We start from the raw sequence: 23,073 nt of genomic DNA on the forward strand, positions 1-23,073 counted from the left end.
ACGCCCTTTTCTTGTTTAAAATTCGACTAAGTAGAATAATAATATTATACTATTTAAATTTACCAAATGATTTAGATATAGTATGACTCCCAGAATTTGTAGAAGCTATAGGAAAAACCAAACCGCTATTGGTTTTTTCTGGGTAATAAAGCACGAAGTTGCCGTCGTCTTGTAAAAGGTAATATCCGTACTTTACATTACCAAAATATGGATCACTATTAGGCACAAAAATCGTATTTGCCCCCCAAAAGACATCACTATACTGACCAGCTGCATTTTGCTTATAGACAACTAAATTCCCGTCATTTTGGATATAAAGAGCAAATTTATCGTTTGAAGAAGGATTTTTCACATAAACATTTGATGCCCACATTACGGTATTCGTACCGCTTCTATAGATCACTAAATTTCCGTCTGATTGTAAAACTAGTACATAATTTCCTGTTGGGGAGCTAATCGATGAATTACCACTAGAAGTTAGTAATGGAACCTGTGCATTCGAATATTTTTTATATTGGTTAGCAACATTACCTATATCTCCAACGACGGAACCGTTTTTCTGATAGTTATTTTTCCAAACGTTTGGCATAGGAAAAGGAAATGGAAGTGACACCTCATCTTTATTAACAAAACCAATATTGGTAGGTTTCGACAATGAACTAGTGTTATCATAATATCCCGTAAGTACCGCTTGAATAGAACCTTTGGCTAGATCAATTTCATTTGTATTTATGTTAGCAACAAATTTATTCAATGTTGCCCAGGGTCCAATAAAACTAGATTCAAATATTCCAGTCGAATTTAACACGATTTCTTTATAACCATCCTGATATACCAATGAAAATTTCAAGCTAGGGCTTTCATATTTATTACTCTCGTAAAGAGGAATTCTATGTAGCACTATATCAAAACTTAAGGTATTGATTCCCTTTGAAAAATCAATAATTGCGTTTCCCTGATAATTTGGATTAACTTGTACTTGATTGACCCTTACTGTTTTCATTCCGGGCGCTTGCCCATAAACGGCAGAACAAATAAATATTATTATCATCAATAGAAACAGTCTCACTATTCCTAATATACTATTTTTCATACTAAAAGATCTTTTATAAAATTTTTCCGAAATTTTTCGACGGAGAGTTATTTGAATTTGTTGCCGCTATAATATTATATGCTCCATAAAATTTAGTTGAAGGATAATAAAGCACAAAATTTCCATCGTTTTGCATTACCCAAAAACCATATTTCACGTTCGATAAATTACCATCATTGTTAGGGACAAACGTATTATTAGTTGCCCAAAAAACTATACTGTATTGACCTGCTGAATCTTGTTTATAAATAACCAAATTGCCATCGTTTTGAAAAAACAGTTTAAACCTATCATTGGCAGAAGGATTTTTCACATAAACATTAGACGCCCACATTACTGTATTTGTACCATTTTTGTAGATAACTAAATTTCCATCCGACTGTAAAACCAAACCATAACTATCACTAGAAGAACTAATAGAGTTTTTTCCTACTGATGACAATAAAGGCTCTGCAGAATTAGAGTAATGTCTAAAAGAACTAGGCACATCATTCAAATGGTCAACAATGCCTTTTCCCGATGATAATTTTCCCCAAGCATATGGCATATATTTATCCAATAACTGAGGGACATCTAGACGATCAATAAACGTATATTCTCTCGTGCTATATTTAACATAGCTTACATTATTCTTATCAATCCATCTTATCGAAATTTTCCCGTAAGATATTATCTCTGATCTATTACCTAACGATAAATTCCCCTCTATATGCTTATTTTCGTAGAAACCAGTTCCATTAAACGACGAAGATGTTATATCTTGTGAAGCAATTATCGATTGTCCCCATGGTGTGCTATATACAATTTCTACCCTAATATTAACAGATTCATATTGATTAGTTCTAGAATCAAGCCCCCTACTCAACGAAAACTCAAAGGGCAGCTTATTGCTGGAATTTGTAAAATCTAAAATAACTTTATTTTGATAAGTATCTTTTGCAATGAAATTTACAAAATTTACCATTGGACTAAAATTCTGTGCAAAACCTAAGTGAACCATAAAGAAAAATGTCACTAAAAAAAACATTCTTTTCATGTTCATGTTATTTTTTTAGTAAATTATAAAAATGTTCCACATGAGACCTTTTTTCAACGATCTCGGAGTCTCTCAATGTAAATATGCTATCCTTTCCATTGTAGATGACATTTTCAACAGGTCTTTCCCAAGTTTCCGACAAGAATTTTCTCAACTCAAACACCTTATCTTCCTCTTCTTTTGAAATTTCAGTTTTAGAATTTTCCTCGTTCGATACTGAATCACTTTTCTTACAACCAAATAACACGCAAGAAAAAACACAAAATACAATAATTTTCGTTCTCATAAAATAATACGATATATTTAAAATTTATGCAAACATACATAATCTAAAACTACAATAAAACAGCAATATTCTTTAAATGAAAAAATAATTCCAAAAACACTACAATGATAAACCAATTAAAAATAAATAAAATATAAAATACATATATCTAGAAAGATATAAAAAGCATAAAACAATCCAACAATGAAGATATTTTATCCAATTAAGATAGAGAGCCAAGATTCGCTAATCAGATTATTTACCTCAAATCCGACAACATTGATTTCAAAAGATCTTAAAACTATCAACTTAGCAGTAAATTCAAAAACGTATGACATTCATCTGTTTATTACAGCATCTCTTAAATTAATCGTATCTTTCTGCTAAAGCATCCATTATGGTCACATTTGCGGAAAAAGTAATTACATTCAACAAGCAGCTTTGCTATCACGGGAACCTTCCTACCGATTTTAATGTCATCAACCCCTACCTCGACAACCCCGAGACACTGATTGTCATGCAGCAATTTTACAATAGGTATTATAATGACAATCTCAAACGTAAATTTATCATCGGGATCAACCCCAGCAGACATGGTGCGGGCGTAACAGGTGTTCCTTTTACCGACACCAAACGATTGTACAGTGCATGTGGCATAAAAATGCAATCTGCCCATACACATGAAATCTCCTCGGTCTTTATGTATGATATGATTGAAGCTTATGGCGGCCCTGAAACCTTTTATAACCAATTTTATATCAACTCCCCTTTCCCCCTGGCTATCGTCAGAAACACAAAATCTGACAATTGGATTAATGCAAACTACTACGATGACAAACAGCTCTTCGAAATGGTCAGACCATTTATGGTCGAATCCCTAAAACAACATATCAACATGGGACTCAAAACGGAGGAAGTATTTGTTCTAGGAAAAAAGAATGCCACCTTTTTGGCAAAAATCAATCAGAAAGAGAAACTATTCGGAAAAATGACCATTTTGGATCATCCACGTTATATCCAACAATATAAATCAAAAGATAAACAATTATACATTGACAATTATATCCGACTATTAAGCGGCTTGTAAAATGTGGAAAATCATGTTAATTAACTTAAAACCAACATCAATGATGTTAATAAGATGAATTGCAAACAATACTATACACTACGCTAACGAGACTAGTAAAACACATCAAACTATCGTGTATTTAAAATCTAAACAAAAGAATATTATGGATTCCATCGTCAAAAACATCTATTACTAAATAATAAAAGTTTCCACCCAGCCGCAATTGTGGGCGCTTGGTCTATTTGATTAAAAGTCATCCGGATCAGGCTGCGATAATCTTATCATATACTTGCTGGCACCACGGACTTAGACAGAAAAAGACTACCTGATGGGGAATATAATAAACATCAACAGTTTTCGAATTTCTTTAATTATTCATGGCAAAGAACGCAGATGCACATAACTAATAACCCGAAAAAGGCCAGAATTATTAAATTCTGGCCTTTTATCATTACTGCGATGCCTAAGCGATCTAATTTATTACTTTATTCTTGGTAATATCATCGTAGATTACCTTAATTTTGCCGCCCTCGATTAGCAGCCCCCGACTACGTCCTTTCAGCCGGTTGGATTCGTTACTGACATTCACACCATACACTTTTCCTTCATAAAAACTACTTACTTCAGGGAAAATGGTATGCCCGACAAAAATCTGCTTAGCAGCATATATTTTCATCATGTTATTCAAATCCTCTTCACCCAACGGATGGTACTTTTCCTCCTTTACCACCATACCACGGTACCATAATGGACCTTCGCTACCAAAAAGAAATGATGCCGCCTCCGACTGCTGCCGCTCTTCTTTCGTATGGAACAGATAACGGCGAACAGAATCATTGACCGCAGGAATAGTCCATTTTGGATCCAGCATTGCTGTACTCAGCCCCGCATGGACAAAAAGATAATCGCCTATTTTCTCCATCGTATTCTTGCTCTGCAGCCATCGCCCCAATTCCGTCTCCGATGACCAAAAATCACGGTAGCTCTTGCCGATGGAATCCGCTAACACCTTATATTTATCCTGTGTATATTTATAATTTCCACGCATCAACATTTCCTCATGATTGCCCAGCAAAAAATGAACCTGTCCACCAGCCTTAACAGCTTCATGTTCCAATTTATAGATCAGCCAAAAAATAGGCAGGACATCTTTTCCCCGATCAAACACATCTCCTATAACGACTAGCTGATTATTTCCAAAAGTCCACTCATAGTTCGCATTAACCACCTTTTGCGCCTTTAAAATAGCATAAAAAGAGGCAAAGTCACCATGCGGATCGGAAAGTACCATGATCTTGTCGCTAGGACGATAAACCTCTTTGGGAACTGTTATAGGATGGCGCGAAACCTCAAAGTGATACTGACCATCTTCGGTGGACACCGAGAAAGGTTCTTTAAGTGAATTATCGACTTGTATCTTTCCATCAACTACGCGTACAGATTTGGTATTCCCCGCTTCGTAGAAGAAATAAGGGCCATCATGTTGCCCCAACTGCTGTTGAGTCTGTGCATGCAACTGCTGAAAACTAAACAATATAAAAAGTAAAAAGTACCGTGTACTGATCCAAACTGGATCAGTACATAGTTGTTTAAGATTATATTTCCGATTGTTTTGCATTGTGACGTCTTTTAATAGCCGGTATTTTGAACAATATTTGGATTTACGTCGATTTCCCTTCTCGGAATAGCCATCTGCGTTTTGAAGTATGTTCGGTCAAATGACTTTGTCTCAGGTCGCAATAAGGGCGAAACGTGCGCCTTACCTTTACGTTCTATCCGTAGGTTATTACGCATTGCATCAAATAAACGATGACCTTCACCAACGAGCTCACGACGACGTTCTTCCATCACACGGTTCAGGTCCACCGTTCCACTTACCGACTTGGCCGGATTGGCGCGCTTGACAATGGCATTTAAATAATTAAGCGCATTGCTATTATCACCCAATTTCACCGCTGCCTCAGCCGCAATCAGATATGCTTCCGATAGCCGAAGAACCGGAATATCAGCAAATTCAGGATTTTCATTCTCCGCCGTGTTGCCCGGATATTTATTCAAATAGTAATAATCGACCTGCTTACTGGTATATTTGGTAATCACTTTCTGACGCACATCATTCGGATCATCTTTCAGCAAATTCAAATAATCGTCTGAAAGAATAATGTCATTATAGCCCAGACGCCACAACAGGTTTCCAATCCCCTCTTTTGAGTCACTGGCCTCCACTTTGGTATTAGACAACTGAAACAATATCTCACTAGTAAAGTCTTTGGCCCAGACTGTTGCATATTCCTCATTTTTCCATAGCTGATATTGCCCTTTTTTTGAACTTGCGGCAGCTTCAGCATTTTTGATCAATGCAGCCGCCATTGAAAAGGCCTTTGCATTTTCTCCAGTATACAGGTAAGCCCGTGCTAATACTTGCTCTGCAGCAAATCTATTCAACTTACCATCATTTCTTGCCGTACTCAACAAGCTGTCAGCACCTTCAAGATCGGTGATAATCTGGGCATAAACCTCTTTAACCGTATTGCGTGCAGGTTTGCTTGTAGACACATGCTTCTCCGTCTCAATAGGAACCCCTAAAGAAGCGCCTTGATTTACCAGGTATGGTGCTCCAAATACTTTAACCAAGTCAAAATGAGCCATCGCACGCATGGTTAATGCCTGTCCTTTGATGTCCTTGAGCACATCCGTCATTTGATCAGCTGGGACAGTACTTACATAGGCCAATACTCCATTGGCATTACGGATCACACGGTAAGGTTGATACCAAAGTGAGGATGGTGTATTGTCCTTATTAAAGTCAAAAAGATAATAACCTGCAGCACGCTTTGTATCGCCATTGGCGAGCATATCCTCACCAGTGACATCCCCATAATAAGTCATGCGCGCACCATAATATTCATAGCCACGCATAATATCGTAAACACCATTTAATGCGTAACTCGCCTCATTTGCCGATTTAATGGCCTCCGAACTTTCGGTTGAGGTGCTTGGCTGTGCTGTCTCCAGCCATTTGTTGCCACAGCCTGTCAGCAATGCACAGGACAATAACGCTATTGATACTATATTTTTCATCTCTATTTTATTTTTTCCCATCATACCGATGGGGTGATTACCATGATCATATTTTAAAATTCCTTTCATCTGAAAAATGAAATTATAATCATGAACGAATCAGTGCTTATTCCTTAAAATTTAACATCCAAACCGAAGGTTACCGTCTTCAATTTAGGGGATTCGAAATATACCACTCCATTTACAGGTACCTCGGGGTCGTAGTTTTTATAAGCCGCAAAGGTCAGTAAGTTCATACCGGAACAGAAAGCCCGGATATTACTCACTTTTAGTCTACGGGAGATATGCTGCGGAATAGAAACCCCAAAAGTCAGGTTTTTCAAACGGATATGGTCAGTAGAATGCACACGACGTGTATTGGCCACGCTGCTCATGTCATATTTATTTCCGACCATAAACATCTCTATATCGGTTTCGTCCCCCGGTTTTTGCCATCTCCGCTCGTAATATTTTGGAATATTGTCATAACCCGTTTTACCACCCAACTCCGTTTTCTGCGCACCACTGTCATAGGAATTTCCCCCCAGTGAATAAGTCCAAGTGAAATTCAGATCCAAAAATTTATAACGGAATGTATTCGTAAAACCACCCACAAGCTTGGGATCCGCACTCTTATACAATATCCGCGTTGCAGCAGTATAATCTTCGGTGGTTTCTCTAGAGCCTGGTTGAGCAGGATCATTGATGTAATACTGTGGCACACCTGTTTCCTTATTGATCCCTGCAAATTCGATTAAATAATAGCTATACCATGGTTGTCCAATGCGGTGAATCTGTGTTCCATCCCGCAGTTCCGAACTACCATCAGATAAGGCAATCGTTTTATTACGGTTCATTCCAAAGTTTAAACTCGACGTCCATTTAAATGCCCCATTTCGCAGAATATCTGCATTCAGGTCGAGCTCAATACCCGAATTGCGAATCGTTCCAATATTGCTCAGATAGGATGAGAATCCCGTTGTATAAGATGTAGGAACATCGTTCAACAAATCCGATGACTGACGTTGGTACCATTCAAAGGTAAGCCCCAGTCTTTCAAACAAACGTAAATCCAATCCTATATTGAGGTTATTCTGTTTTTCCCATTTCAGACCCGGATTTCCAATCTGGATTTCCCGCATACCAGGATTGTTCCTGTACGGAAAACCAAAGCCTGTCAAATCCATATAGGTATAAAATTCGGATGGCAAAGTTCCATTGGTACCATAAGAAACACGGATTTTACCGTCACTGATCACATCATTTAAAGATGCCATAAAGTCTTCTTTTGTAAACTTCCAAGCTCCCGACAATGACCAGAATGTTCCCCAGCGGTTGCTGCGATGGATACGTGAGCTACCATCCATACGGATACTACCTCCTAAAAAGTACTTGTCATCATAATTATAATTCGCACGTGAAAGGTAAGACAGCAAACGCCACTCCATATTAGATCCTGACGCATTTGTCAAAACCGAACCGTTGGACAACACCGTTTTATCCACGGTTGGAAAATTGTCCTTGGCACCGCTCAATCCTTCTTTACGATAAGTATTCACTTCGTAGCCACCCAAAATATCCAAATGATGCTTCTCCGCAATTGTTTTGGTGTAGGTTAGACTATTGCGCCATACCATTTGTTTATAGTCTGAAAAACTTGTGGTCAATGAACCATTCGTCTTTTCGCCATCCGAGGTACGAGGATCCGACCAAGAGTTGTAACGCGTCGTCGTATGATCCAAGCTAAAAGTTGTATTAAAAACTAGCCCATCAATAAATTTATAGTTGGCAAAAACCGTATTGAATGAGCGGTCACCTTTTTCCCGTCGGAAATTGTACAAGGAAGAAGCCTTGGGATTACGTGGGCCATTTGAAAAGAAATCCAGGAAGAAAGATCCATCTTCGTTATAAACCGGCTCTGATGCTGTAATCTTATGACGCGAAGAATAGATTGGTGAGGTATAACCTCCCCCTTCGGAATTGACATCCTGTGTAATATTGGAATACAAAATATTGGCCCCCAACTCCATCTTTTCACTCATTTTGTACTTGACGTTCAGTCTTCCAGTGAGACGTTCGAAGCCCGACTGATAGGATAATCCCGTCTGATTGGTATACCCCATGGATGTATAATAGGAAAGCTTGCTATCTCCACCCGAAGCAGATATATCTGCATTTCTGAAAGGTGAGTTGCGACGAAACAGTTCTTTTTTCCAATCTGCCCAGCCGCTTGTCGGAATAGGTGCATATTTATCAATATTCGCCAGCGCATAATCTTCAATCTGGGTCTCATCCGTTAGCTTATCTAAATAGCGAGCTCTATTGCGTAGGCCTTCCAAAAGCATCTCACGTCGTTGTGGCCCATCCATCACTTCGCGAAAATCTGTTGCCTGGCTTGATAATCCATAATCGCCCTTCACTGAAAACACAGGTTTACCTGCTTTACCAGACTTGGTGGTAATTAAGATCACACCACCTGCAGCACGTGAACCGTAAAGGGATGCTGCCGCAGCATCTTTAATGACAGTAATTTGTTCGATATCGGAGCTATTTATGGTCGACATGACATCCAATCCAGCATTATTCGACTCACTTGAAGCAATATTTTCGGACATTACGGGTACGCCATCAATGACAAACAAAGGTTTGTTTGAGGCGTTAATGGATCCCATACCACGAATACGGATATCGGTCGCTCCTCCGGGTTGTCCCGATAAGGAGTTCACCTGAACACCGGGTGCATTGCCCTGTAACATGGTTGAGAAGTTTACTGCCGGAACATCCGCCATGCGGTCGGTCCGAATCGTCGAAGCCGATCCCGTATAATCTGCCTTCTTAAAAGTTCCATAGCCCGTGACTACTACTTCCTCCAGATTGGATTGGCTAAACTGCAGGCTCACGTTGAGCGTTTCCCCACTCACTTCAACCTCCTTGCGATCGTAGCCTAAAAAACTGAAAACTAGCGTCGCCCCGCGGTTGGCAGCAATCGAATAATTTCCGTTTTGATCTGTACCGACAGTCGCTTTTGTACCCTTTACGGTAACACTTACACCTGAAAGGGCCTTACCCTGCTGATCGGTGACCTGACCATGAATGTTCTTTTGCAGTTCGAGCATGTTGTCTTTCGTCGTGCTATGCGAGCGATCAATCGCCAAGTCAGTCTTTCCAGCCTTAACAACGATTGATTTCCCCTCCTTAAAATAGGTTAAACCATGTGGAGTAAGAAGCTCTGTCAAAGCACGGTCCAAAGGAACGTTATTGAAATCAACCGTAATAACAGGTGTATTATTTACGATTTCTGATTTGCACAGAACAGTATATCCGGTCTGTTTTTTGATTTCACGAAATACGTTGACGATCGAACTATTCTTCTTTTTAATATTTACTGTCTGGGCAAAACTTCCGGCATGGAGCTGTCCCAGAGTAAATAAAAGAAGCATAATAATCATTTTCATAATAATGAGGTATTTATACTTTTTCATTACATTTGATTGGTTTGTTAGTTTAATAAACAGTTAAGCGCGTTTCATAAAATTTCGGACCAAAATGTGCTGGGGAAGTACCACCTTCCTCAGCTTTTTGATAGACGAAATAGGATATAGGTAATTTTTGGTTCTTATTTCATCAATCTGACCCTCCTTCCTTCGATTTGAACCTTAATTTTATCATCAGTCATCTTTATGATTTTTAACACTTTATCAAAATTATCAAGTCGTGAAACCGATCCCCATAGTTTCATCTTGGCTACACTTGGGTCAATCTCAATATCAATATCGTACCAGCGTGCTACCTGAGCCAGTGCTGTTCCCAAAGGCTCGTTGTTGAACATAAATTCGTCATTCTTCCAGGCAATACTTTCATCCACAGGTACCTGTTGTACAGAGAGCTCTTCCCCTTGTACCGAAGCTTGTTCCCCTGGCTGAAGTAGCCTTGTCTTTCCTGCAGGAACGGAGACTTTTACTTTACCCTCCAGCAGAGAAACTTTAGACTCCTTCTCTTTTGGAAAAGAATAGACATTGAAATGAGTTCCCAACACTTCCACTTTTTCCTTTGCTGTAACAACGATGAATGGCTTTCCCGCCACCTTCGCTACTTCAAAATAAGCTTCGCCATCCAGTTCGACCACACGTTGTTTATCCGTAAATTTATTGGGGTAGCGCAGGCGTGTATCAGCATTTAGCCAAACCTTGGTCCCATCTGCAAGGGCGATCTGATATTGTCCACCACGGGGAGTTGACAAGATCATCATGCGTTTTTCATCTTTTGCAGTCGCCAGGGCAACTGAACCATCTGTATAGGTAATCTCATCGCCCATCACAATCCCCACCTGCTGTTGATCAAGTCCGATACTGGCACCATCCGCAAGCTGAAGGGTGGCTCTATTTCCACCGGGAAGAAGATTTTCCGCTAATTTAACCGCATCAACAGGAGTAGCTGGATCCGACGTATCTATCCCATCTCGTTTATTTATTTGCCATATTCCCAGGCCAACAACAGCAATAAAACAAGCCGCGGCAGCGTACCAACCATACTGCATCCATCGGCGTTTGGGCTGTTGATCTACCTGGGCCTCGATTTTATCCATAATATTCGACAGAATCCTTTGTTCTTGCGCCGGATCTGACGTCGAAAACTCTTCATAAGCCTGTAATTCCTCGCGCAAATTTGCTGGATCTTCCAATTTCTTAGCCAAGTCCTGTAATTCCGGATATTTTTCAAACAGCATGCTTAATTCGGCATGCTCATTAGGGAGAATCTCCCCTTTTAGGTAAGCTTGAAGTAATTGAATAATATGATCTATCGTATACATGATGTTCTTTTCATTTCCTTGTTGACGATAGAAACACGAAGCATAAGATTATCTTACAGAAAAAAACATAAAAAGAATTAAAACACTGTGTATCAGATAAATATTTTCAAAAAAAAAAAAAAAAGACATTAAACCCTATATTGCATAAGCAATAGATTCTGTTAAACTTTGATTTCCGGGTTTCTACTTGCTGTCTGTTACTTACTGACAAAGGATAGGAATGCAATAAGTGTTAAAGCATCCTTTGCCCCCAAAAGCCCTCTAATAGTACTCACTGCGCGGGAGCGGTTCGTGTATACAGCGGCTGGACTCATCTGCAGCTGGTCTGCAATTTCTTCTACAGTCTTGTCCTCCAGATAAGTTAGGTTAAAGACTTCTTTTTGCTTTTCAGGCAATTTTTCAACTTCATTAAAGATGGCATGTACCAGCTCTGCATGAATCATCTTTGAAAAAGCATCGCGGTCATCCGTAAGTAGATCCTCATAATTGGATAAAGGTTCCTGAATACCCTTTGTGCGTTTGTCCCGAATAGCGTTGAGACTGGCGTGTTTTGCCGTAATATAAATAAAAGCCCTCAGACTTTCCATGGAATGAAAATCGGATCGGCGGGACCATACCTTGACAAAAACATCCGCTACGATCTCTTCAGCGACATCGACCTCTTTCAGGTAACGCAAAACAAAGAAAAGTAGCTGTTTATAATACTTATGATAAATAGCCACAAACCCTGTCTGGTTGTCTTCCTTCAAACTGTCTATCAACTGTGAATCTGTCATGAGGTAGTGGAAAGTGAACTATTAGGTTAGCCTTAATATCAAGGCTAAATTAGAAAACACTTTTTAGATTATCAAACAGTTAACAATAATTTAAAATAGAACAATAGGCCGTTTAAAGTTTTGTAGCCCGCAACATTTCTCTTTTTCCAGGTGCACCCGGAGCCTTCTCAATGGAAAAGCCCAAAGATTTCATACTGCGTTTGAGATTACCTGTAATGGCATAAGTAACAAAAACACCACCTGGTTTAACGAATTGCGCGACATGCGCCAATGCCACATCGCTCCACATTTCGGGCTGATGTATGGCTGCAAAAGCATCAAAATACACCACATCAAATCTTTTTTCGGATTGGAAATCCATCAATAAAGTATGAGCAATGCTGAGTTGTAACCGTTCGTGAATTTGCACCTGCTGCTGCAACGCGGCTTCATAGTTATCCAAATAAGCCGACCAGACAGTAATATCTACGCTCTCATTATACCCTGTCTCAGCGATGGTCGCCAGTGGTAATGGAAAACCTTCGATTCCGACATAGTCTACCTGATACGACTTGTCCCCAATGTGTTCAGCTGTTTGCAGAAAGTTCAGTCCGGTACCAAATCCCACTTCCAAAATAGCAACATCCGAAGCTCCCGTTTGTTGTACGAAATGATCCAAACCGGTTTTGATAAATACATGTTTACTTTCTTGAACGGCACCATGCTTGGAATGGTAACATTCACCTATCTCCGCATTGTACAATGTTTTGGAACCATCTGCGGTTGTTACAAAATCCATTTTTGTCATTATATTTTTGATAAAGTAAATATCCCTTACACATCACCCGATCTAACAACCGGTGCAGCAGACCACCACAACAACAGTGTAAGCCCGTAAAGCAGGCCGTGTTCACATTTCCAGGTTCCCCCAGCAATAGTGATGGTCCTCTGTAGGTATATCCGCCCAAAGATAAAAAGCTGACTCAAATAAATCCCAAATAATCTTTATCCATATGTTATGGAGTGAAACCATCACGATTTAACTCAAACCGAGGGAACCGAACGATTGAGTTCACAGATACCTTAAAATACCCATTGTATGAGTAAACGAGTTCATTTATGCCAACACGACCAACACTTATAATTAATTTAAATGGATAAAAATAATAGATAAAAAGATTATTTTAGCGTCATAAACGCTAAACAATCACAGAACCTAATGGAATACTCTGCAAAAACTTTTATACAGAACTACGGCAGCATCCTGCTCCTGCTTCTTGGCATCGGTATTGGAAGTTTAATTGGGGTCTTTTTTCCACATTTTGTGAATAACCTGGAGCCAATTGGGGATATCTTCCTAAATCTGCTCTTTGTCAGCGTCATACCGCTGGTCTTTTTTGCCATAGCTTCATCTGTAGCCAATATCGAAGGGGACAGCGTATTGGGCCGTATTATCGGCATGATGTCACTCGTATTTGTAATTGGCATTGTGGTTGCAGGTGTAACAAGTGTTATTTTCCTCTACCTATTTCCTGTCAGTTCCGACCTCCCTATCGAACAAGCGAACGAAATCATTGACACCGCCACACAGGACTCTTGGGGTGAAAAGATGGTCCGGTTCCTAACTGTTAGTGAATTTTCCAGTCTATTGTCCCGGCAAAATATGCTGGCCTTTGTTATATTTTCATTTTTAGTGGGGATTGCGACACGTAAATCTGGATACGCAGCGGATATGTTCCGAAAATTTATCAACTCCGGCAATGCTGTCATGGGCAATTTATTGGTCATGGTCATGAAGCTGGCCCCCATCGGACTGGGTGCCTATTTTGCCTATCAGGTTGGAACACTTGGCCCACAGCTCTTCGGCTTCTACGCCAAACCCATTGGTCTATATTATATCTTTGGCCTATTCTATTTCTTTACAGTATTTAGTTTATTCGCATTTATTGCTTTTGGTATCAAAGGAGTCAAACGCTACTGGCAAAACAATATTCTCCCCTCACTGACAGCACTGAGTAGCTGCAGCAGCCTGGCCACCATGCCGGCCAACTTACTGGCTGCAAAACAAATCGGCATACCCGATACTGTTGCAAGCGTGGTCATCCCTTTGGGCACAACGCTGCATAAACATGGCTCAGCCATTGCTTGTATTTTTAAAATTTATATCGCTTTACTGTTGAGTGGAAAGGATTTTTTTGATCCAACCAACTTGGTCATGGCTGTAGGGATCACCTTATTGGTCAGCATCGTGGCCGGCGGAATTCCTAATGGGGGATATATCGGCGAAATGCTGATCATATCAGTTTATCAGATGCCCACAGAAGTCATTCCCTCCATCATGATTATTGCGACATTGGTAGATCCACTAGCCACCATGCTCAATGCCACTGGCGATACCGTTGCAGCCATGTTGACCACCAGGCTAATCGGACAGAAGCTCTCAGACCCGATCGCGAAAAAAACGGTTAGCAGTGGTTAAAACCGATATGCAAAGAATAACTGTCCGTATTGATGCCGGTGAAACACCGACTTTAGTTCCTTGGAATTGAAAATATAATTAATACCATAATTGACCTTGTGATTGGACCAACTGAACCCTATTCGGTGACTTAGCATCCAAGGTTCAATCTGGTATAATTCGCCTATAGGATCATCTTGCCCCAGCCCCCCTTGTATCGTTGAATTATAAAAGATCCGGGCCAAACTAGGTTGATAAACAAAGTACCATTCTTTGTCGTCATTACTTCTAGCCTCTGTCAAATGCCCATGTGTAAAGGTCGATGCATGGTACGATTTAAGTTTACCTGCACGGATTGGAATTCCGACCTCCATATTTGTATTGTTCATCCCCAGAGCACCTCTACCCATTATCCCGAGATCAAATGCTCCTGCTTGATCCCGATAAATTCCTTTCAAATATTTCGCCTGCAGATCTACACCAAAGGCATTGCGCAATGCTGTATCCCAGCCCGTAGCTTCATACATTCCAAAAAGATGGTGGATAAACTTTTGTGCACCTTCGCCATAAGATCGGGAGCCGATCTGTCCCAATTCGACTTTAAGTTCAATCACTTGATCGGCTTTCAAAAAACGAGTCCCTGAGGCGCTCAAATAAAGGTATCCTGCAAAGGGTCTGTCATATTTCTTGTTCTGTCTACGATAATCTATAATACTAATACCATTGTAGATGCGCTGTCCGACTTCGAAGTCCAATACGGTATTCGAAATCTCTGAAGCCCCTCTTGGTGGTAGTGCAATACGGTAATTGACATTGATACCGTTGGTATAATATCGGTCCTGGCCAATCAATAGATAGACATCATTGTCATTTTGAAGAGAAACCTCTTGATTGCGCAACCTCACCTGCCCAAAAACCAAAAAAAATGGAAATATAACTCCATATAAGAGCAGTAAAGACCGCAAAGCAACACTCATATTAACAGGCAATTGTAAAATTCATGCGATATAAACTGCAACAAAATATTAAATCTCAACTTAAATTATTCAAAAGCATCCAAATATACCTCATTTTTTCAGGGACAACAATCTATTTAGAACAAATATAAATAATGTCGAAAAGTTGCATTATTCCTTTCTTCGCAAATCTATTTGTAATTTTGCATTCGATTAAGTGTCAGCTTTTGTCAGAATCAATGATTATAAGGGATTCATTGCGATCGATACACAAGCTTTTACTGGGAACATGAAAATCTCCGAAGGTTGGCACAATAGCATAAACAAATCATATGAATGAAACCGTCATCAGTTTTAGTTAGTTCAAATCAGCGTTCGAACAACTGCTCATGATCGCTTCATTACCGATAAAAACAAATAATACTAATGAAACCATCATGATTTATTCAATCACATCGTGGAATGAGTAAATCTGATAGCTTCATCGCAAACAAAAAACAAATTAAACGGATGAAAAAAAGTTCCATCATTCTAATCGCTATTATTGCAGTGGCTATCGCCATGATACTTGTCATCTATACAGATTCAAGTACCTACTCGACATTTACTGAGGCAAAAGAAAAGAAAACAGAACTATATGTGGTCGGCCAGCTCAACAAAGACAAGGTACTTCATTATGACCCGAAAACAGATGCCAACAAATTCAGCTTTTTCATGTACGACAATGAAGGTACAGAATGTGAAGTTGTATTCAGAGGCGCAAAACCTCAGGACATTGAGCGTTCAGAACAAATTGTATTGACGGGCAAAATGGACGGGAATGTGTTTAGAGCGAGTAAAATATTGATGAAATGTCCATCGAAATACAACGATAAATCGGTCGTGACGGAAATCAATGCCACAGCTTTCAATAATTAATTTGTAAAATCAATTTTTCAATGGACGTTAATTACGTTGGTGAGCACCTGCTACCTGGGCAGATCGGACAATTCTTTATTGTTCTTTCCTTTGGTGCCGCACTTTTATCTTGTATCGCTTATTTTTTCGCGACTAAAAACCCTGAAGAGACTTCATGGAAAAAGATCGCCCGCATTGGATTCTGGGTGAATGCAGTCTCCGTCGTAGCAGTCGGCGCAACTTTATTTTATATTATTTACAACCACTTTTTTGAATATAATTACGCGTTTGCACACTCCTCGAGAGACTTACCTACCTATTATATCATTTCCAGTTTTTGGGAAGGACAAGAGGGTAGTTTCTGGCTCTGGATGTTCTGGCAGACCGTATTAGGGGCCATATTGCTCTTTAAAGCCAAGAGCTGGGAAACTTCCGTCATGACTTTTGTGATGCTCTGTCAAGCTTTTTTAGCCTCGATGATCATAGGCGTTGAATTACTTGGATTACGTATTGGAAGCTCCCCATTCATCCTCTTACGTGATGCGATGGATTTCCCTATACTAAAGCAAGCAAACTATTTGTCCCTAATTAAAGACGGTAACGGCTTAAATCCACTTTTACAAAATTATTGGATGGTGATTCACCCACCGACCCTATTCCTTGGTTTTGCTTCCATGATTGTTCCTTTTGCTTATGCGACTGGAGCGCTTTGGACTAAACGCTACAAGGAATGGATCAGTGCCGCACTTCCGTGGGCGTTATTTGCTGTTATGATTCTTGGAGCTGGGATTATTATGGGTTCATTTTGGGCATATGAAGCACTTAACTTTGGAGGCTTCTGGGCCTGGGATCCGGTGGAAAATGCGTCTATTATTCCTTGGTTTACCTTGATCGCCGCAGTTCACGTGATGATCGCCTATAAAAACTCGGGACATTCTTATTTCACCGCGACATTTCTGGCTATGATCAGCTTTGTACTGGTGATCTATGCCTCCTACCTAACACGTAGTGGCGTCCTAGGCGAGACTTCGGTGCACTCGTTCACCGATTTAGGTATGAGTGGGCAGTTGATTTTGTTCAATGTAGCATTTTTAGTAATTATGGTCGTCTTTCTTGTCATTAAGAAGAAAGAGATGCCGATTACCGAAAAAGACGAAGAGATTTATTCGAGAGAGTTCTGGATGTTTATTGGTGCTTTGGTCCTGACTGTTGCCTGTGCTCAGATCATCGCCTCCACTTCTATTCCGGTATTTAACAAGATATTTGGCACCAAGGTGGCACCACCTTTAGAACCAATTCAACATTATAATAAATGGCAATCCGGATTCGCCGTTATTGTCATGATCATGACCGGGTTTACCCAGTTTTTAAAATACAAACGCAGCGATAGTCGTAAATTTTTGGCTTCTACCGTAGCATCTCTTGCTGTAGCCATTATTCTAACAGCAATTATTTCGTATTTCACTAAAACATATACCAACCTGATCTATATCCTGATCACCTTTGCCAGTATCTTCTGTATTCTGGCGAATATCCGGGTATTGGGTGATGCAGTCAAAGGTAAATGGAAATTAGCGGGTTCTTCGGTCGCTCATATTGGTTTTGGACTGTTACTTATCGGAGCTATGGTTGCCGCAGCAACAAACGAGGTTATCTCTGTCAACAATACGGGCTATATCGCTGTATCTGGCTTTGACAAAGTCGAAAAGCCGGGAGAGAACCTATTCCTAACCGAAGGAGAACCTGTACAAATGGGCGAATATAAAATCACCTATATCGGTGATAGCATTGCTGCGCCAAATACCTATTACAAAATCAAATACGAACGCGTTGATGAGGAAACAGGTAAAGTAAAAGAACAATTTGTACTACAACCTTTCGCACAAAACAATGCCAAAATGGGTGGTTTGATCGGTACTCCAGCAACCAAACATTACATTACCCATGACGTTTATACGTTGATTACAGCTGCGGCAGCGGAGAGTCAGGCACAACACTCGAAAACAGCGAACGAAGAGAAAACAGGCTTTGAGGATTACGAAGAACCTGCAACCTATCAAGTCAATATCGGTGACACCTTACGTTACCGCAATGGGTACTATGTGATTGAAGGGCTCAATAAAGAGGCTCAATTGGAGAAAATCCCAAAAGGTCCTAACGACGTCATGGTCGGATTAAAAATAAAAGTGGTTGCGGCGGATAACAAACAATACGAAGTACAGCCCATTTACTTGATTAAGGATGGTGGAATCTATGATTTTAATAAAGATGTCACTGATCAAGGCCTTAAATTTAGGTTTACAGGTATCAAACCGGACAAAGATAAGTTGGAAATCATGGTCTATCAAAAGCCGTTACCTGAGAAAAAATGGGTAGTCTTCAAGGCAATCAAATTTCCATACATCAACTTCTTTTGGTGTGGAACGATTATCATGACCATCGGTTTTATCATGTCCATTGTCAGAAGAAATAAAGAAGAGAAACGAAAATTAGCGAAATAATGAACATTGCCATTTTAGGGAGCGGAAATGCCGCAACACATTTTGGACAAGCGTTTCAAGCGCTAGGACACAGGATCGTTCAGATCTATAGTAAAACAAAGGCCAATGCGGATGCATTGGCCTTTGCGCTTCATTGTCCCAGCACAGATCAGCTCAGCCAACTGCAGCGCGATGCAGATCTTTATCTTATCGCTGTGTCAGACCAGGCTATTCCTGCCCTTGCAGAAACGATGCCACAAGACATCAACGGGATTGTAGTACATTGTTCGGGAGCAACTGATCTAAATATCCTGGAGCGATTTAAGAATGCTGGTGTTATCTATCCACCACAATCGCTATCCAAAAATAAAACTATTGATTTTTCGGCGATTCCATTTTGTGTTGAAGGCAATAATGAAGGCAATACGGAGATTTTACTCCAGCTTGCACGTACCTTTTCAACTCGTAGTATCTATTGCGATTCAAAGCAACGGCTAGCAATCCATCTGTCTTCGGTCATGGTCAATAACTTCTCGAATATCCTTTATCAGTTTGCCTATGAGCTATTGGAAGAGCATAATATTTCCTTTGACCTGGTCAGACCGATCATTTTAGAAACGGCAGAAAAAGTTCAAAATCATGTTCCAATAACAGTTCAGACAGGTCCAGCGATCCGTGGTGATGAAGCGACACAGCAAAAACATTTGAAATTTATTAGTAATAAACCGGATTTACAGCAAATCTATCAACTTTTAACGCAACAGATTACTAAAAGAAAATAGTTTGTTAGAAACAGTTATAAACTTATCAAAACTTATTCTAGCATAGTAATTATATCCATTTACTTGGGGAACTTTAGTACATTTGCTGTGTCCAAAAGCGCATTTTGGAATGCTAATTGAGCAGTAATATATTCAATTGGACTAAACATTAAAATAGCGAATTAAAACTAAACAATCGTATTTTCTATGGAAGTTAGAAAACTCATTATTTCAATAATGGTTGTGATTAATTTAATCATTGTATCATTTGGCTTTATATTTACATCAAGCTGGTTTTGGTTGTTGATCTTTCCATTCCCATTATTATTGATCGCCTTATACCATAGTTTCCAAACCAAACATGCGATTTTGCGAAACTACCCTCTTGTTGGATACTTTCGTTATATCTTCGAATCGATCCGCCCTGAATTGAGACAGTACTTTTGGGAGTCGGATATGGATGGTCGTCCATTCAACAGAAGACAGCGTTCCATTGTCTATCAACGGGCAAAAAATCAACGTGAGACCGTCGCATTTGGTATGCAGACTGATCCACAGGCAGTCGGTAACGAATGGGCTGCACATTCCGTTTTCCCTTGTCATATCGAAAATCACGATTTACGTACGACTGTTGGAAATGAATCCTGTAAAAAACCTTATAGCTTAAGCGTTTTCAATATCTCAGCGATGAGTTATGGTGCTTTGAGTAAAACGGCCATTACTGCATTAAACAAAGGTGCCGCCTTACAAAATTTCGCACACAACACCGGAGAAGGTGGTATCAGTGACTATCACAATAACGGTGGTGATCTGATCTGGCAGGTTGGTACAGGTTATTTCGGCTGTCGTAATTCAGAGGGTAAGTTTGATGCTGAGCTATTTCGGGAGAAATCAAACCGTGAAAATGTCAAAATGATTGAGCTCAAGCTCTCACAGGGTGCGAAACCTGGTCACGGAGGTATCTTACCAGCCGCAAAAAATACACCTGAGGTTGCGGCAATACGCCACGTTATCCCTGGTACGGACGTCATGTCTCCTCCAGCACACAGTGCATTCTCTTCACCAACAGAAATGATGCATTTCATCCAGCACATGCGGGAATTATCTGGAGGAAAACCAATCGGATTTAAAATATGTATTGGTGACAAACACGAGTTTATGGACATCTGTCATGCCATGCAGAATACGCAGATCTTCCCAGATTTTATCTCGGTTGATGGTTCTGAAGGTGGTACAGGTGCTGCTCCCTTGGAATTTACGGACAACCTGGGGATGCCGCTTTATGATGCGTTAGCTTTTGTAACCAAAACGTTGATCGCATTTGGTTTGAAAAAACACATCAAAGTGATTGTATCAAGCCGTATTGTTACAGGTTTTGATATCCTAAAAGTGATTGCATTAGGTGCTGATGCATGCTATAGTGCACGTGGAATGATGTTCGCTTTAGGTTGTATTCAGGCCTTAAAATGTAATGAAGACGTTTGTCCAGTAGGTGTTGCAACGCAACAACCACACCTGTACAAAGGACTAGATGTTAATGACAAGTATGTACGTGTAGCCCAATTCCATCGCAATACATTGCGCGCTACTGTTGAGATTATGGAGGCCTGTGGTTTCAAAACCTTATCCGAAGTATCCGCAGATAAATTCTACCGCAAAGTAGATGCGATACGGACATTAAGCTTCCAAGAAATCTATTTTGGTACCGAAGGAAAACTGGTCAATAGTCATACAGATTTCGAAAGCAAGCTTTTCGAAGACTAATCATTCGATACATATCCTAATACAGAGAGCCCTCAGTCGTTGTCAACGCTGAGGGCTTCCTATTTCTTTTTCCCCTATTGGTCTTTCGACCTAGATAATTTCATAATCAATGTGATCAGTAATTTACTCAATACTATTTCAGATTGAATAATACACGATGTAAGGCCGTATGAGATAGAGCAATCTGATCGTCGGTCAATCCACCTAAAGCCTGTTCAATCGTATTGGTAGCTTGCTTCATCCCTTCGTCTTTCATCTTCCGGCCAATTTTGGTTAAATAGATCAAATTAGATCGTCTATCATTTTTGTCATTGACACGGATCACCAGATTAAGTCTTTCCAGATTATTGATCAGGCGCGTTACACTCGGTTTATCCCGGAATGTCCGGATAGCTAATTCCTGCTGGGTCAGTCCCTCCTCTATCCACAGATTGTACATAATGCTCCATTGCTCCGAAGTAATACTTAATCCCGCTTCCTTGAGATTACGCTGTAACCTCCGCATCACTGCTATTGAGTACTTTCCCGTCAGGAAATTATAAAAATACTCTTGCGATACTAAATCTTGGTCTAACATATAAATAATGGTTATGGTTGTTTACACAACTTATGTTGCTAATAAATATCATGCTCAAATCAAAACAAAGAAAACTAAACTTATTTTGGCTAATATTTAGCCTAAATTACGTTTTTCTACAGTTGTGTCAAACAAATTTTATCAACATGCAATAAATAGATGTTAATAAATCATCATAAACGATTTACAGTAGACTGAATTTAGGAATAAAAAAGGAGACAAACAAAATAAATTGCTTGTCTTTATACCTAAATTATAAGAAAGATTAATCCGATTTTAAGAAAGAGTTATCCGATTGTAAATGAATCTGAATCTCTTAAGAATGGAAATTTTTCCCGAGCTTCCAAGAGGTCATTCGGATTTAATGTAAAGGTATATAGATCTTCATCTTCGGGCTTATAATAGACGACATCGCCTAATGGTGATATACACATTGATCCTCCAGAGTAATAGATATCGTTACCATCGTGTCCCACGCGGTTCACACCGACGACATAAGATTGGTTTTCAATGGCACGTGCCGGGATTAGTGCTCTCCAATGCGCTGAACGCTTATCTGGCCAGCTTGCTGTATAAACCAAGATATCGTAAGCCGCATTTTGATTCTTGGACCAAACCGGGAATCGGAGGTCGTAACAGATCATAGGGCAAATTTTCCAACCCTTGATATCCACTAAAATACGTTCATTGCCTGGTTCAAAATATTCGCTTTCCTTAGACATGCCAAAAAGATGGCGCTTATCGTATTTTACATATTTTCCATCAGGAAACATCCATAAAAAACGGTTGTAGTATTTGCCCTCCTCTTCAATGATTAATGATCCTGCAACAACACAGTTTAATGAACTTGCCATTTCAAACAACCATCTTGTGGTAGGACCATTGGCAGGTTCAGCACATTTTTCAACGTTATTCGTGAATCCCGTATTAAACATCTCCGGTAAGATAATCAAATCTGTTTTCTCACGTAAAGATGAAAGTCGCAACGCCAGATTATTCAGATTTTTTTCAATATTTTCCCAGAATAAATATGCTTGAAATACCGTGATTTTTAAAGGATCCATGAACGTTATCTAAAATTTATTTAATTAT

General features: G+C 39.8%; 18 protein-coding genes. 6 read left to right on the forward strand and 12 right to left on the reverse strand.

Annotated features, from left to right (window positions below; genetic code table 11):
• Positions 1 to 49: 49 nt before the first annotated feature.
• Genes DFQ12_RS16165 through DFQ12_RS16175 form a run of 3 tightly spaced genes read right to left on the reverse strand, consistent with a single transcriptional unit; the run spans position 50 to position 2,415 of the window.
• Entirely contained in the window at positions 50 to 1,093 is a 1,044-nt protein-coding gene (locus DFQ12_RS16165; RefSeq protein WP_120260109.1) for a hypothetical protein, read from the reverse strand.
• Between the two features lie 13 nt (positions 1,094 to 1,106).
• Positions 1,107 to 2,129 (reverse strand): hypothetical protein, encoded by a 1,023-nt coding sequence (locus DFQ12_RS16170; protein WP_167457294.1) that lies wholly within the window; start codon positions 2,127 to 2,129, stop codon positions 1,107 to 1,109.
• A 7-nt stretch (positions 2,130 to 2,136) separates the two neighbouring features.
• The gene (locus DFQ12_RS16175; RefSeq protein WP_120260111.1) at positions 2,137 to 2,415 is read right to left on the reverse strand and encodes a hypothetical protein; all 279 of its coding nucleotides are present in this window, start codon (positions 2,413 to 2,415) and stop codon (positions 2,137 to 2,139) included.
• Between the two features lie 376 nt (positions 2,416 to 2,791).
• Between DFQ12_RS16175 and DFQ12_RS16180 the strand changes: the two genes are divergently transcribed.
• Positions 2,792 to 3,481, forward strand: coding sequence for an SMUG2 DNA glycosylase family protein (locus DFQ12_RS16180; protein ID WP_120260112.1), 690 nt, complete (start codon positions 2,792 to 2,794; stop codon positions 3,479 to 3,481).
• Positions 3,482 to 3,935: 454 nt separating this feature from the next.
• Here DFQ12_RS16180 and DFQ12_RS16185 read toward each other — a convergent pair whose 3' ends face one another.
• From DFQ12_RS16185 to mnmC2, 6 genes are all read right to left on the reverse strand, one after another.
• Positions 3,936 to 5,081, reverse strand: coding sequence for a metallophosphoesterase (locus DFQ12_RS16185; RefSeq protein ID WP_120260113.1), 1,146 nt, complete (start codon positions 5,079 to 5,081; stop codon positions 3,936 to 3,938).
• Between the two features lie 11 nt (positions 5,082 to 5,092).
• Positions 5,093 to 6,613, reverse strand: a complete 1,521-nt coding sequence (locus DFQ12_RS16190; protein ID WP_120260114.1) for a RagB/SusD family nutrient uptake outer membrane protein — start codon at positions 6,611 to 6,613, stop codon at positions 5,093 to 5,095.
• A gap of 44 nt (positions 6,614 to 6,657) precedes the next feature.
• Entirely contained in the window at positions 6,658 to 10,005 is a 3,348-nt protein-coding gene (locus DFQ12_RS16195) for a TonB-dependent receptor (RefSeq protein WP_120260115.1), read from the reverse strand.
• 134 nt (positions 10,006 to 10,139) lie between these two features.
• Positions 10,140 to 11,333 carry a FecR domain-containing protein gene (locus DFQ12_RS16200; protein WP_120260116.1) on the reverse strand — a complete coding sequence of 398 codons (1,194 nt, stop codon included), beginning with the start codon at positions 11,331 to 11,333 and terminating at the stop codon, positions 10,140 to 10,142.
• Between the two features lie 197 nt (positions 11,334 to 11,530).
• Entirely contained in the window at positions 11,531 to 12,109 is a 579-nt protein-coding gene (locus DFQ12_RS16205) for an RNA polymerase sigma factor (protein WP_120260117.1), read from the reverse strand.
• A gap of 112 nt (positions 12,110 to 12,221) precedes the next feature.
• Positions 12,222 to 12,887 carry a tRNA (5-methylaminomethyl-2-thiouridine)(34)-methyltransferase MnmC2 gene (gene mnmC2, locus DFQ12_RS16210; protein WP_120260529.1) on the reverse strand — a complete coding sequence of 222 codons (666 nt, stop codon included), beginning with the start codon at positions 12,885 to 12,887 and terminating at the stop codon, positions 12,222 to 12,224.
• A 420-nt stretch (positions 12,888 to 13,307) separates the two neighbouring features.
• On the opposite strand from mnmC2, the gene DFQ12_RS16215 reads away from it, so the two are divergent.
• Positions 13,308 to 14,567 carry a dicarboxylate/amino acid:cation symporter gene (locus DFQ12_RS16215; RefSeq protein ID WP_120260118.1) on the forward strand — a complete coding sequence of 420 codons (1,260 nt, stop codon included), beginning with the start codon at positions 13,308 to 13,310 and terminating at the stop codon, positions 14,565 to 14,567.
• Here DFQ12_RS16215 and DFQ12_RS16220 read toward each other — a convergent pair.
• Complete coding sequence (locus tag DFQ12_RS16220) at positions 14,564 to 15,523, reverse strand: lipid A deacylase LpxR family protein (RefSeq protein WP_120260119.1); 960 nt, start codon at positions 15,521 to 15,523, stop codon at positions 14,564 to 14,566. The genes DFQ12_RS16215 and DFQ12_RS16220 overlap by 4 nt on opposite strands.
• A gap of 489 nt (positions 15,524 to 16,012) precedes the next feature.
• Between DFQ12_RS16220 and DFQ12_RS16225 the strand changes: the two genes are divergently transcribed.
• The 4 genes from DFQ12_RS16225 to DFQ12_RS16240 all read left to right on the forward strand — a co-directional run bounded on the left by DFQ12_RS16225 (position 16,013) and on the right by DFQ12_RS16240 (position 21,404).
• Positions 16,013 to 16,420, forward strand: coding sequence for a cytochrome c maturation protein CcmE domain-containing protein (locus tag DFQ12_RS16225; protein ID WP_120260530.1), 408 nt, complete (start codon positions 16,013 to 16,015; stop codon positions 16,418 to 16,420).
• Between the two features lie 20 nt (positions 16,421 to 16,440).
• On the forward strand, positions 16,441 to 18,900 hold the full coding sequence (locus tag DFQ12_RS16230; protein ID WP_120260120.1) for a heme lyase CcmF/NrfE family subunit: 2,460 nt from the start codon (positions 16,441 to 16,443) through the stop codon (positions 18,898 to 18,900).
• The gene (locus tag DFQ12_RS16235) at positions 18,900 to 19,661 is read left to right on the forward strand and encodes a Rossmann-like and DUF2520 domain-containing protein (protein WP_120260121.1); all 762 of its coding nucleotides are present in this window, start codon (positions 18,900 to 18,902) and stop codon (positions 19,659 to 19,661) included. The genes DFQ12_RS16230 and DFQ12_RS16235 overlap by 1 nt, the downstream gene beginning before the upstream one ends.
• A gap of 186 nt (positions 19,662 to 19,847) precedes the next feature.
• Positions 19,848 to 21,404: an FMN-binding glutamate synthase family protein gene (locus DFQ12_RS16240; RefSeq protein WP_120260122.1), complete on the forward strand. Its 1,557-nt coding sequence runs from the start codon at positions 19,848 to 19,850 to the stop codon at positions 21,402 to 21,404.
• A gap of 133 nt (positions 21,405 to 21,537) precedes the next feature.
• Here DFQ12_RS16240 and DFQ12_RS16245 read toward each other — a convergent pair whose 3' ends face one another.
• Both DFQ12_RS16245 and DFQ12_RS16250 read right to left on the reverse strand, forming a co-directional pair.
• Positions 21,538 to 21,981, reverse strand: coding sequence for a MarR family winged helix-turn-helix transcriptional regulator (locus DFQ12_RS16245; protein WP_120260123.1), 444 nt, complete (start codon positions 21,979 to 21,981; stop codon positions 21,538 to 21,540).
• Between the two features lie 287 nt (positions 21,982 to 22,268).
• Positions 22,269 to 23,045, reverse strand: coding sequence for an amidohydrolase (locus DFQ12_RS16250; RefSeq protein WP_120260124.1), 777 nt, complete (start codon positions 23,043 to 23,045; stop codon positions 22,269 to 22,271).
• Positions 23,046 to 23,073 lie beyond the last annotated feature (28 nt).

It is taken from the genome of Sphingobacterium detergens (genome assembly GCF_003610355.1).
GTDB lineage: Bacteria > Bacteroidota > Bacteroidia > Sphingobacteriales > Sphingobacteriaceae > Sphingobacterium > Sphingobacterium detergens.